Origin of the sequence: Deinococcus radiotolerans, from assembly GCF_014647435.1 — a bacterium.
Lineage (GTDB): Bacteria > Deinococcota > Deinococci > Deinococcales > Deinococcaceae > Deinococcus > Deinococcus radiotolerans.
In genome coordinates this window covers 1-11977 of the sequence record NZ_BMPE01000029.1, presented here as the reverse complement: position 1 = coordinate 11977, position 11977 = coordinate 1, and the positions used below count along the sequence as shown (strand labels likewise).

10 protein-coding genes and 1 pseudogene are annotated in these 11977 nt (G+C 72.3%); 7 read left to right on the top strand and 4 right to left on the bottom strand.

The genetic code is table 11. The annotated features are described in order from the left end of the window. Positions 1-346 precede the first annotated feature (346 nt). The 3 genes from IEY63_RS21005 to IEY63_RS20995 all read left to right on the top strand — a co-directional run bounded on the left by IEY63_RS21005 (position 347) and on the right by IEY63_RS20995 (position 2402). Positions 347-844 carry a hypothetical protein gene (locus IEY63_RS21005; protein WP_189070959.1) on the top strand — a complete coding sequence of 166 codons (498 nt, stop codon included), beginning with the start codon at positions 347-349 and terminating at the stop codon, positions 842-844. A gap of 15 nt (positions 845-859) precedes the next feature. After that, on the top strand, positions 860-1210 hold the full coding sequence (locus IEY63_RS21000; protein ID WP_189070958.1) for a hypothetical protein: 351 nt from the start codon (positions 860-862) through the stop codon (positions 1208-1210). A gap of 163 nt (positions 1211-1373) precedes the next feature. Then, positions 1374-2402 carry a helix-turn-helix transcriptional regulator gene (locus IEY63_RS20995; RefSeq protein ID WP_189070957.1) on the top strand — a complete coding sequence of 343 codons (1029 nt, stop codon included), beginning with the start codon at positions 1374-1376 and terminating at the stop codon, positions 2400-2402. Between the two features lie 66 nt (positions 2403-2468). Here IEY63_RS20995 and IEY63_RS20990 read toward each other — a convergent pair whose 3' ends face one another. Together IEY63_RS20990 and IEY63_RS20985 are read right to left on the bottom strand one after the other, a co-directional pair. Continuing rightward, a complete protein-coding gene (locus tag IEY63_RS20990) occupies positions 2469-4139 on the bottom strand; it encodes a tetratricopeptide repeat protein (protein ID WP_189070956.1) in 1671 nt (556 codons plus the stop codon). 127 nt (positions 4140-4266) lie between these two features. Further along, on the bottom strand, positions 4267-4437 hold the full coding sequence (locus tag IEY63_RS20985; protein WP_189070955.1) for a hypothetical protein: 171 nt from the start codon (positions 4435-4437) through the stop codon (positions 4267-4269). A 265-nt stretch (positions 4438-4702) separates the two neighbouring features. Here IEY63_RS20985 and IEY63_RS20980 point away from each other — a divergent pair, with 265 nt between their 5' ends. Together IEY63_RS20980 and IEY63_RS20975 are read left to right on the top strand one after the other, a co-directional pair. After that, on the top strand, positions 4703-5398 hold the full coding sequence (locus IEY63_RS20980; protein ID WP_189070954.1) for a MerR family transcriptional regulator: 696 nt from the start codon (positions 4703-4705) through the stop codon (positions 5396-5398). Between the two features lie 342 nt (positions 5399-5740). Continuing rightward, complete coding sequence (locus IEY63_RS20975) at positions 5741-6961, top strand: vWA domain-containing protein (protein WP_189070953.1); 1221 nt, start codon at positions 5741-5743, stop codon at positions 6959-6961. A gap of 347 nt (positions 6962-7308) precedes the next feature. On the opposite strand, the gene IEY63_RS20970 is transcribed toward IEY63_RS20975, so the two are convergent. Then, complete coding sequence (locus IEY63_RS20970) at positions 7309-7920, bottom strand: MCP four helix bundle domain-containing protein (RefSeq protein ID WP_189070952.1); 612 nt, start codon at positions 7918-7920, stop codon at positions 7309-7311. Between the two features lie 159 nt (positions 7921-8079). Here IEY63_RS20970 and IEY63_RS20965 point away from each other — a divergent pair, with 159 nt between their 5' ends. Next, entirely contained in the window at positions 8080-9387 is a 1308-nt protein-coding gene (locus IEY63_RS20965; RefSeq protein WP_189070951.1) for a serine/threonine-protein kinase, read from the top strand. Beyond that, on the top strand, positions 9384-11252 hold the full coding sequence (locus IEY63_RS20960) for an ATP-binding protein (RefSeq protein ID WP_189070950.1): 1869 nt from the start codon (positions 9384-9386) through the stop codon (positions 11250-11252). Before IEY63_RS20965 ends, IEY63_RS20960 begins: the two co-directional genes overlap by 4 nt. Positions 11253-11644: 392 nt before the next feature. On the opposite strand, the pseudogene IEY63_RS22540 reads toward IEY63_RS20960, so the two are convergent. After that, positions 11645-11977, bottom strand: a pseudogene (locus tag IEY63_RS22540) (IS701 family transposase); the annotation flags it as partial.

Below are 11977 nucleotides of genomic sequence, written 5' to 3'. Positions count from 1 at the left end.
ACCATCACCTGTGCCAGCCTGACGGCCCTCCGCACACCGGCTGGCTCATGCGCGCAGCAGCTCAACCCCGCCGCGCTCAACCGTGTGCTGCTTCTCCGTGGCGGCACCCTTGGGGGAGAGAGGCAGGTGACAGGCCATCGACACGCCTCTGTCCGGGTGGTGTCAGCTGCTCAGGCGCCTGAAGCACCTGACGCCTGAATGCGGTGAGCCCCGCCCGTTCACGGCTGCGGCGCCGGCCCGGTCCCTCATCACACTGGCCTGGCAGGCCGTTCAGCAGGAAGTGCCCGGCCACTCGGCGCGCTGACCTGAGGGAACACGGCCAGGCGCCGGTGGGTAAGCTGACCTGATGCCGCCTGACCGTCCGCCGCTGAGCCTGCCTGCCACGCTGCACTGGTGGAGGGCGTGGTCGTTCCCCGTGGCGACGCGGGAGGGCCGCAGGGGCGTGGCCCTGGGCGCCCTGGCCCTCGTGACGCTCCTGCCGGGATGGGTCATGAACCTCGGGTACCGGTGGGAGGTCGCGACGCGGCTGTACCGCGGCGACACGCCCATGTTCGCGCCGTTCCGGTGGTCCCGCCGGGTCTGGCGCCTGGGGTTGACGGTGTGGGGCGTGATCACCCTCAGCCTGAGTCCGGGTGCAGCGGCGGCGCTGCTGGGCTGGGGGGCCTGGCATGCCGGCGTGCGCGGTCTGGCCTCCGGGTGCTGGGGGACCGCCCTGGCGCTCCTGCTCGCCGCAATTTTATTGGTTCCGGCTGGCATGACCCGCCTGGGCTGCGAGGGTGACCGCACGGTGTTGACGGCGCCGTGGCGGCTGTGGCCGGTGGTGCGGCGCCGACTGCGCGCCTAGGTGTGGGCGTGGTGCGTGACCGGCAGCGCGGTCCTGCTGTCGCTGGGTGTTCCTGCGCTCGGCGGGGCGTGCTGGGCGCTGGCGCGCCGTCAGCCGTGGCCCGTGGCCCCGACCGGGTGGCCTGCAGCGCCCGTGGACCTGCTTCTGATCCTGCTGCTCGTGGCGCTGTTCTTCGGGCTGAGCGTCTGGGCGTGGCAGGTGGCGGGCTACGCGTTCACCGTGGCGCTGTACGGCAGCGGAACCGACGGCCCGCCGCCCTCACCCGAGGCCGGGCCTGACGTTCAGCCTGGGCGGTCCGGCCGGTCGCAGAACCCGGCACCTGGACGCGAGGACCAGGGCCGGAGCACAAGCCCCCCATTCCGGTGATCATCCGAGCCGACCCAGCCGACGGCGCCCCTCCACAGCGCATCTCTCTGGCGAACTGAGATCAGCACCTGTGTGAGTCATGCAGACTCACATTTCATTTAACATGCGAACTCTTTTACTTTTTGAATTCAGTGAGGTGTCAACAGGTTCGTACGGTGCGCGCATGTCCTCCCACGATCACGCCGGATCGACCCCAAGAGAGAGCCGCCCTGGGCGCCGTGACACCACGCCGCGCAGCTGGCACAAATCCCACCGCCTGACGGCCCTCCTGGCCGAACTCCAGGCCCGGCCCCAGACCACCGCGCAACTGGCCGCGACCTTCGGCGTCGGGCAGCGCAGCGTGCAGCGCGACCTCGACGCCCTGCGCCGCATGGGTCATCCCGTGCACGAACAGCCCCCCGGGCACTACGTCATTCCCCGCAACGGCACCCTGCTGCGCCCCACTGAGGTGCTCGCGGCCTACACGGCGCTGCGCCTGGCCCATCACCACTCCCCCGCGCTGGGCGGCCACTACCGGAAGGCGCTCACCACGCTGTCCCTGGCGTTACCGGAACGGGTGCGGCACACCCTCAACGCCAGCCTGCGCGGCGGGGGCGGCACCATGTTCACGGACCGGCAGATGGAAGTCATCGGCGCGGCGTGGCTGGACGGACGCGTGCTGCGTTTCGATCACCGCGAGGGCAACGGCATCCTGCGCACCGGACTGGAACTGTGCGTGTACTTCGTGGAGGTGAGCCGGGCGAACCTCGCGCCGTTCGTGATTGGCCTCAACCGCGCCAGTGGCCGCGTGGAACCCTACAAGCTGTCCCGGATGACCAACCTGCACCTCCTCGCCGAGCAGTACGAACCGGACCCCACCTTCGACCCGCAGGCGTACCTGTCCGACGCGTGGGGCGTCATCGGCACCGATCAGGGCGTGACCGTCACCGTCCGGTTCGACCCGGACGCCGCGTACCGGGTGCTCGAGGGGGGGTTCCCGCAGGCGACCCTGATCCGCGGGGACGGATTCGTGGATATCGAATTCTGCGCTGGCGTGGACGAGAGCGGGCTGCCGCGCGAACTCATGCCGTTCCTGCTCTCCTGGGGCGCCCGGGCGGAAGTGCTGTCTCCACCCGAGGTGCGGGGCGCCTGGCTGGCCGAGATGCGTGACGCCCTGGCCCGCTTTGACCGCCCGGCGCCCCCTGCGGCGTGACCCCAGCCGTGTGGCGTGGTGCCCGCCCGGGCGCCTGCCGCCGCAGGTCGACCCGGAGAGGACGCGTCAGTCGGGTTCACCCAGCAGCAGTTCCTGTTCCCGCTCCGTGACCCACGCAAAGGCGTGCACGCCCCGCAGGAACGCCGGAACGGGCGCACCGGCCCGCCTGAGGTTCAGCACGTCGTACGACCACGCCGTGCCGGGATCGAGGCGGTAGCGGCCGCGGACGTGCGTCACGCTGCCCGGCCAGCCCAGGCCGGCGCGCAGCTGCTGCACCGCCCGGGAGGCCCGCTGCGCCCGCTGCCGGCCCGTGCGGGGGGCGTCCTCCCGGACGGCGTCCGCCAGGGACTCAGCGTCGAGGGTGCCGCCCGCGTCCAGCAGCGCGACCAGCGCCACCAGGGCCAGGTCCGGCAGCGTGACCGGACGCCCGTTGACCCGCACGTCCGGGTAGCCGGCCGCGGTGACCACCACCTGCAGGGTGTCCTCGCGGGGGAGCGGGCGCGGGGCGTCCGGGCCGAGCAGCGTGAACAACTCCGGGAGCGCGGCCGCTTCCTCCCGCATCCAGAGCATGCGGGGGTTCAGGGGCCGCAGCAGCCGCGCGGCGAGGTCATGATCACCCTGCCGCCGGGCGAGCTCGGCGCGGACGATCTCGGCGCGGGCCCCGTCCTCGCTGCCCAGCGGCCCCGTACGGCTCAGCAGGCCTTCAACGTGCGCCGCGTCCAGCCGGGGCAGGCTGACGTGCGCGGCGGCCAGGTCCACGTTCACCCAGCTCTGCCCGCTGACCTGCTCGGCGGGGATGGTCACGGCGGCCTGCGTGAGCCACTCGATGGCACGCAGGTTCTGGCCCCGCAGGCGGGCGGTGTGGCCCAGGCCCCGGCGGGCCTGCTGCAGGTGGTGGAGGTTCCCTTCCCGCTGCGCGCGGGTCAGGGCCTGCGTGTACAGCGCCTCCGCGCGGTTCCAGTCGCCGCGCGCGCGCAGCACGGCCGCCAGCCCGTTGCGGCCCGAACCCCGGAACACCGGCGCGAGGCGCACGCACGCCTCGAAACTGTCCTGCGCCTCGTCGAGCTCCGCGTGATGCAGGTGCGCGTAGCCCTTGGTGCTGAGCACCCAGCCTTCCAGGTCGTCCCCGCGCGCCTCGAGGGCCGCCGTGGCCAGCAGTTCGATGGCGTGGGCGTGCCGCTCGGTGAACAGCTGGCCCACGCTGTACTCCACGGTGGTCAGCGTGCGGGCGCGCCCGTCACTGAGGCGGATCGCGGCGCGGTAGTCGTCCTCCCAGCCGGGCTGGTTCAGGCGGTGCCGGGCGTGAGCGCGCGCCCGCAGCGTGAGCGCCTGCTCGTAGTCGGTCAGGCGGGCCACGTCGCGCAGGGCGAGTGCCGCGTGGGTCAGGGCGCCTTCGTACCGCTTGGCCCCGATCGCCAGGCGCCAGGCGAGCATGGCGTGCCCACTCGGCGCCGTCGCCGGCCGCTGCGTGTATATCAGCGCGACGCGTTCCAGCTCCGGTTGCAGCGGGACGTTCACGTGCAGCCGCAGGTGCAGGCGCGCCGCTTCAAGATCGTCCGGGTCGGCGGGCGGCAGCGCCTCGAACCAGCGCAGCAGCTGCGTGTAGCGGTCACCCGTCCGGGCGGTGCGCAGGGCCTCCCCGATGGTGCGCCGGGCGGCGGTCCACTGCGCCGTTTCGATCAGGGCGGTGATGGAGTCGTCGAGGGCGTCGTCACGTTGCGCTGCGCGGGTCGGCACACGCGCATGCTAGGCCACCGCGCCCGCTTCCCTGGTGAGTCCGGCGTCCCTGCGCGGGGGACCACCTGGCCTGCAGGTCAGGTGAACCGGCCCGCCTGAAGCCAGGCGGGCCGGTCCGCGAGCTCAGTCAGCCGCCACCGCCCCCCGGGTCGGGTTCATCTCCGGCCAGCAGGGGACCGGTGACGGGGCAGAGGACCGCTGGGGCGACGCGCGCGGCGTCCGGGGCGCCGGGGGGGCGCGTCACAGAGGCGCTGCACAGGAGGGTGGTGAGGAGCAGGGTGATCAGGGTCAGGGGCATGGGCCCTCCACGTCCCGGCGCGGGGGTATGCGTCGCCTTCCGCCCGCCAGTGAGGCGGGTCGCTCTGAAGGACACAGAGGGGGCGGCGTGACGCCGGGAACCTCGCGGGTCGGCAGGTGCCGGGCGGGGTAGGCGCACTGTCCGGCGCGGGCGTGCCACGTTCTGACGCGTGCTGGAGGGGCCCGTTCGCGTCAGGCGCTGGCGCGCCGGGGTCGTCTCCTGATGGTTTTGCTGTCAACGGGGCTTGTCAGGGTAGGCTGGGGGGGTGCTGGGACTGGATGAGCGGTGGAGTGGAGGCATCGACGCGCTGGTGGCGGAAGCGAACCGGCTGCTGGCGCAGCTGCTGCCCGAAGACCGCGCCGCCCGCCTGAAAGACGAGGTGAACCCGCGTCTGGTGCGGCATTACACGACCGTCGGCCTGCTGCCCGCGCCCACCCGGGAGGGGCGCGAGGCCCGCTACGGCCGCGTGCATCTGCTGGGCCTGCTGGCCCTGCGGCGCCTGATGGCCGACGGCCTGAGCGGCAAGGCGCTGGCCGGCGCGTTGACCGGCCGCAGCGAGCAGGACCTCGCGGACCTGGCTCGCATGGGCGTCACCGGGGAAGAGCCCCTGGTGCCGCCGGCGCCGATGCCCGCATCGCTCGCCGCGGGGCCCGGGCCGCTCCTGATGGGGAACATGCGGGTGAGCGCGCCGCAGCGCAGTCCAGCTCTGGCGTACCTGGACGGGCTGCGCCGAACGGGGAAAGCGGAGGTGGCGGCCGCTGCGCCCGCTCCGGGTCCGGTCCGCCAGGCGAGGCGCCCGCAGGACCCCGCGCCGGCGGGGGAGGTGTGGCGGCGCGTGACGCTGGAGCCGGGGCTGGAGGTGCAGGTGTCCAGTGAGTTCCGCGTGCCACGCGGGGAGGCGCGCTGGGACGACCTGCTGCGGCGACTGCGCGAGGTGCTGGAAGACGCGCCCAGGCGGTAGGCCCGGTGGCCGACAAGGCACGCCGCCTTGCGTGTGGGTGAACTCAGGCCCACGAGAGGTGCGTTCGGTCGCCGACAGGTGACCCGGGCGATCCGCGTCGTGGATGACGAGGGACGCGTTGGGTTGGTGGGCCCCCGGGGACCCTGCGTAGCCTGTGGAGGTTGCGTCAGCGGGTGTCGTGGCGCCGTGTCAGCCTGCGGATGTCCCGGAGTGCCCTGATGCTGGGGGTCTGGACAGAGCATCACGCGACATCAACACTCCCAATTGTTGACAATTAAAATTGTTGATGTACAGTGAGGTGTCCACCCACCGCCGCCCCGCACGCCCCACAGGAGGCTCCCCATGCACACCGAACTGCGCCCGCTGATCCCCACCCTCACCGCCGGACAGGACACCGAACTCGTCATCCACGCCCGCATCACGCCCCCCACCCAGGCCGCCCACACCCAGGCGCCCCCCCGCCTCAACCTCGCCCTGGTCCTCGACCGCAGCGGCAGCATGAGCGGCCAGCCCCTCCACATGGCCCGCCTCGCCGCGCATTCCGCCATCCGCCAGCTGCGCCCCCACGACCACGTCAGCCTCGTGACCTTCGACGACCGCGTCACCACCGTGATCCCCCCGCAGGCCGTCACGAATCCTGAGGCGCTGTGCGCCCTCGTGGACACCATCACCTGCGGCGGGTCCACCGCCCTGCACGCCGGCTGGCTCGAAGGGGCCACCCTCTGCGCCCAGCACCTCGACCCAGCCGCCCTCAACCGCGTGCTGCTCCTGAGCGACGGCGGCGCGAACCACGGCGAGACCGACCCGGCCGTCATCGCCAACCACGTCCGCGGCCTCACGGCGCTGGGCGTCAGCACCAGCACCATCGGCCTCGGCGAACACTACGACGATCACCTCATGCAGGCCCTCGCCGACGCCGGGGACGGCAACTTCGAGCACATCGAGAACCCCGCCGACCTGCCCCGCTACTTCGAGCAGGAACTCCAAGGCCTGAGCCGCACCAGTGGGCACACCGTCTCGCTGGGCATCGAACCCAACCCGGCCCTCGGCAGCCGCCGCCACGAACTCCTGAACGACCTGCCCCGCACCGACACTGGCCGCGCGAAACTGCCCAACCTGATCCAGGGCCGCCCCACGGACCTGATCTTCACCGTGCACGTCCCCGCGCAGCGCGAGGTGGGCGACCTGGGCGTCACCCGCATCCGGCTCGCCTGGACCGACCGGGCCGGGCAGCGGCACGTCCAGCGCGCCCAGCTGAACCTGCCCGTGCAGCCCGCCGGTGCACCCGCCCCCGCCGAGGACCCCGGCGTGCGCCTCCTGACCGAACGCCTGCGCGCCGCCCGCGTCCGGGAGGAGGCCGTCGCGGACGCCGTTGCCGGCTCGCCCATCATGTCCCGCGAACGCCTCAGCCGCGAGGCCCACCGCCTGCAGACCCTCGGCCTCCACGGCCTTCAGGGCGAGATCAGTGCCCTGACCGCCCTCGATGAGGACTTCGCGCAGAACACCCAGCTCGCCCAGAAACGCGCCCGCAGCCAGTCGTACAACACCCGCCGCAGCAAGTAACCCACAGCAGACACCTCCCCCAGCCATCACGGTGGGGGAGGTGCGTTGCTGGGCTGACCGTTCAGCCTGGGGGCCGCGCGCCGGAGTGACCGGGTCCGGAAGTGCCCTGCGTCCAGGATTTGATCGAGCCTTGAGCGGTGAACGTTGAGCGTTCAGGGAAAGAGGCTTGAGGAACGTGAATCCTGCGACCTGAAACGTCAGACTTGAGTCTTCAGCGGCGCCCCCGCAGGTGAGTTATGCGGGGGGCCGCGCAGGCGACATCCAGCGCGGAAGTCAGAATCTGGCCACATGACCCTGTGGCCGGGGCGGTCACGGCGCGCGCGTTCGAACGGCCAGCCCCGCGCGCCTCAGGGCACCTCGATCACCGTCACGGCGTTGCTGACACTCAGCGCCTGATCGACCTCCGCCAGGAACGCGTCCACCTGATCCGACAGCCGGTCGATGTCCGCCTGGGCGTCCAGCGGATCAAGCAGCCGCACGGCGTTGCGGTCCATGAACGAGCGGTGCAGCGCCTCGTACTCCGCGCCGCGTGAGCCTTCCTTTCCCAGTAGCGCCTGCGCCTGCTGGTCGAGGCGGTCCTCGGCACGTTCGTTCGTGACCTCGACCTGCCGCTGGGCGCCTGCGAGGTCACTGCGCAGCCGCGCGATCAGGCGCTGATCGAAGGCGACGCTGGCCTTGCGTTCGATGGCCGCCGCGACCGTGTACCCCTGCCCGGCGACGTCCACGGTGGTGTGGGCGTTGCTGGCCACGACCGCCGCCTTGATCGCGGAGCGGCGGCGCAGCAGGTCCGCGATACTCTGCCGCCGGGCCAGCACCCGGTCGCTGAATTCAGCCGCGCTGCGGGCCTCACGGGGCGGGGCGCCACCCACGGTGAACGTCACGAAGGTCGTCTCGTCCATGAGTTTATTGGCGCGTTTCTCGAGGAGCTTGAGTTCGCTCAGGGCGCGGGTGATCGTCATGCGTTCAGGGGACACAGGTAGAGACCTCCGGGTCGGACGAGGGCACTCGGGACGGGGCGGGGGAGACCGTGATGAAGCGGGAAGTCGAACGGTACCGGGCCCGGGGCGCGCCTGTCAAGCGCGTCATCATCTGACGCGCCCCACCCGTAGGCTCCGCTCATGACCGCCGCTGCCCTGCACGCTCCGGATCCTGCGGATCACGTCGTGCCGGAAGGCACCATCATCCACGTGCCCGCCGGCCCGGAGCTGCGCGTCAACGGCGTCCGGGTGCCCTACAGCGCGAACGTCAACCACACGCCGCACATCGTGGACAGCGTCGGCGGCCACCTCGCCGTGCACCTGCACGACTGGGTGGGCCGGCTGGCGTTCACGGACGCCGCCGGGCAGACCACGGTCACGTTCGCGTACCCCCGCAAACTCCACCCGGACCCGGGCCGGGCCTTCGCGGCCCTGGCGTGCATAGCCGACGACCTGCGCGACCTGGATCACACCCTCACGTTCCCGCAGGCGCTCCACGTGTCCACCGACGGCCTGCACGTCCTGCCCGGCCGCGCGGACCTCGAGCGCGCCGCGCAGGACGCCGCCCAGCTCACGCGCCGCTGGTCACGGCAACCCCGGACTGCCGGACCGTCCCGCGCCCGCGTCGTGCGCGGCGGCGCCGTCCCGGACCGCGTCGACTGGCCCGCGACGTTCGACCTCTGGGCGCGCGGCTCCCCCGGCGATCACGTCGCCCGTGACCTGACCGCCGGCGAACCGCCGCCCGGCGCCGCCGCCCTGCGGGCCCTGTGGACCACCCTGCACCGCGCGGCGCAGCAGGCCGGGCACGCCCCGGTCATGGCGGCCGCCCAGCGCGCCCTGGCGACCCTGCCGGACGGTCCCGCCCGCGCCAGCCGCGACGGCGTGTCCACGGCCGCAGCGGCGGCCACACAGCGACTCCACACGACGGTCCTGCGCGCCACCGGACGGCCCTCCGGCGCGGCCGTGATGCCGGACCTCTACGAACGGTGGGTGCAGGTGCAGGTCCTGCGCGCCACCGGCGCCGTCCACGGCACCTTCACGCCCGACAGTCAGGGCCGCTGGACCGGCGTGTTCCGCGGCCCTGACGTCCAGGTGACCCTCAACCCCAAGCTCGGCTTCCGCGGCGTCGGAGCCGCGCACCAGCAGTTCACGCCGGACCTGCTGATCGAAACCGGCAGGCGCGCCGCGGTCCTCGACGTCAAGTACCGCGACCTGTCCCGCCTCGGCACGCCGCAGCAACGTGAACTCAACACGCAACTCCTCACGTACATGGGCGCCACGCACGCCCCACTCGGCATCGTCGCCTGGCCGGACCCAGGCGGCACGTCATACCAGCGCACCGCCCTCCCCGGCGGCCGCGCCCACCTCCTGCGCCTCAACGCCCACCCACTGACGCCCCGCGCCGAGTTCACCGCCGCCCTGCTGCAGCACCTCCAAGGAACCCCATGACCCTGACCCATGTGTTCGCGCAGTTCCGCATTCCCGCCGACACCCTCGATCACCTCCCGGAGGCCACCCGGCGCGACCTTGAACGCGCCGCTCAGGGCGGCCCGGGCGACTGGACCTGCGACGCCCACGGGAACCTCCACGCCGCGCCCATCCCCCTGCCCACACCCGGCCGTGCGGACCGCACCCTCACGGTCCAGCCGGACTTCGCGTGGCCGGACGCCGCCACGCACGACGCCGCGCGGCGCGCCGCGCAACTCAACCTCCTCGCCTGCGACCTGACCGCCGAAGCGCCCCGCGGGGACGTGAAGCTCCGGCAGATCAGCCTGCTGAGTGACCTCAGCGGCGATCCCCTCCCCCTCTACACGGCCGTCCCGCGTCCCATCGTCACCGCCTGCCGGCAGGAACTCCGCCTGGCATTCGCGCCGCAGTTCACGGACATCCGCGCGTACCGGGTCATTCCCGGGGGCGAAACCGTCCGCGCCATCACCGCGGAGGTCGTCACGCGCCTGCGGGACCACCGCCTGCAGCGGGTCCGCACCGTGACCGTCCATGAGCTGGAGGTCACCGGCGCGGAACACATCACGGTCACCCGGCGCGCCGCCTACGCCGAAGGCCTCCCGCCCGCCCCGACCCTGGCCGCCTCCGACCTTCAGGGCGCCGTGCAGTACGCCCTGAGCGTGCCGTCCCCCGGCCCGTATGGCGTCCTCGACGGCCACCCGCCCACGGCGCCCAGCGCCGCCAGCAGCCACGACCTGCGGCGCATCACGCAGCCGCCCCCCCCAGCCAGGCCCACTGCGTCCACCCAGGTGGCTGGGCCCACGCCGCCCCCATCACCGGCAGCCCCGCCCGTCCAGCCCGCCCCGCCCGCTGCTGAACCAGCGGCCCAGACCCACGCAGACCCCACGGCAGCGGTGGACCCACCCGCGCCGGAGGCCGCCGTCAGCGCCCCGCCGCAGCGCCCGGCGCAGCCGGACCCCTGGCTGGCCCTCCCCGAGCAGGTCGCCGTGGACCCCGACGTCCTGATGGTCGCCCGGCGCACCCTGGAACGCGCCCGGCCCCTGCTGCTGACCGGCCCCCCGGGCGTCGGCAAGACCCTCCTCGCCACCAGCCTCGCCGAGGCCCTCTGCGGCCCGGGCAACTACACCCTCACCACCGCGGACGCCCGCTGGACCGCCAGTGACGTCCTGGGTGGCCTGCGCGTTCAGCCAGGCGACACCCTGCGCTACGCCTTCACGCCCGGCGTGGTCACCCGCGCGGCTGAGCGGCACCGCCAGTCACTGGCCGACACGGGACGCCCCCACGCGCTGATCATTGATGAATTCAACCGCGCCCCACAGGACGAGGCGTTCGGCCAGCTGCTCACGCTGCTCGACCCCGCGTACCGCGCCCACCTGCCCCTCGTGTCCCAGGCGGACGGCGCGCCCGCGGATCTCCACCTCCCGGCCGACTTCATCCTGATCGGCACCATGAACGACGCTGATCAGGACCGCCTGCACCGCCTGAGTGCCGCCCTGCGCCGCCGCTTCACGCTCCTGCCCGTCCCGGCGCCCACGCACGAGCCCGACTTCCTCACCCGGCGCTTCCCCGCACACGCCGCAGCGCTCGACCCCATCTACCGCGTCATCGGGCGACCCGGCCAGCCTGGCGGCCTGCGCGCCCATCAGCCGATCGGCACCGCGCTCCTGACCGAGATCCTCAGCAACCTGGACATCGGCCTGGACCTCGACGCGGCCATCAGCGCCGCCCTCGGCGGGCAACTCGACGACATCACCAGCGACCAGGCGGAGCAGGTGGCCGCGCCCCTTGACGATACGCTCCCCCGCACCGCGGCCACGTTGAGACGCTGCGGCCACTGGCTCCCCTGACCCTCCGGACCCGAGGGCCAGGCGGGAACCCCAGGGCGTAGCGCCGGTATCGCCCCACTCCAGAGCTCAAGGTCAAGCTGCACCAAGTTCCACCGACAGGGTCTGCAGGCGATACGCTGGATAGGTTTACGGCCCCGGGGCGTGCCGCGGGTGCCTCTGGTCGCTCAAGCCGGATGTCTTTCCCTAAAAAACGGAGGGGCCCGTCATTCCCGTCCCACCAGACGCACGGCAGCACGCCTGAACCACAGCTGGAAGGCCGCAGCCCTTCCCTGGGAACGGCGGGTCTTCAGTCCGGCCAGTGTCCGAGAGACACTCCGGATTTCTCATTCCACGTCAACCGTGGCCCTCAACGCCGCGTCACCCAGGCCATGCTAGCTGTACTTCGGGGAAATTCAGGGTCCACTGAATAAGGCCGTGCAGCACGAGCAATACAAACGCGGACGTTGGAATCGCCGGGGAGTCTCCCCGGCGATCTCCCTTCTGATGGCTGGCACAGAGTCACCAAAAAAGCCGTCCAATTGGGCCAGTCGCAGCCATTGCAAGAACAGCAAAGCCACAAGACACAGCACCGCATGGTGGTGCAGGCCCTGCCAAGTCCGCCCCTCAACATGATCCAGCCCCACTTCCTGCTTGAGCTCCCGGTGGCCCAGCTCACACGCACACCGTTGTTTGGTCACCCGAACCAAATGGTCAAATGACGTCTCCGGCGGCAAATTGCAGAGGTA

Bases quoted from the DNA above. Each gene is read 5' to 3' on its own strand.
- IEY63_RS21005 (WP_189070959.1), top strand. From the start codon at position 347: ATGCCGCCTGACCGTCCGCCGCTGAGCCTGCCTGCCACGCTGCACTGG.
- IEY63_RS20995 (WP_189070957.1), top strand. From the start codon at position 1,374: ATGTCCTCCCACGATCACGCCGGATCGACCCCAAGAGAGAGCCGCCCT.
- IEY63_RS20985 (WP_189070955.1), bottom strand. From the start codon at position 4,437: ATGCCCCTGACCCTGATCACCCTGCTCCTCACCACCCTCCTGTGCAGC.
- IEY63_RS20975 (WP_189070953.1), top strand. From the start codon at position 5,741: ATGCACACCGAACTGCGCCCGCTGATCCCCACCCTCACCGCCGGACAG.
- IEY63_RS20970 (WP_189070952.1), bottom strand. From the start codon at position 7,920: ATGACGATCACCCGCGCCCTGAGCGAACTCAAGCTCCTCGAGAAACGC.
- IEY63_RS20965 (WP_189070951.1), top strand. From the start codon at position 8,080: ATGACCGCCGCTGCCCTGCACGCTCCGGATCCTGCGGATCACGTCGTG.
- IEY63_RS20960 (WP_189070950.1), top strand. From the start codon at position 9,384: ATGACCCTGACCCATGTGTTCGCGCAGTTCCGCATTCCCGCCGACACC.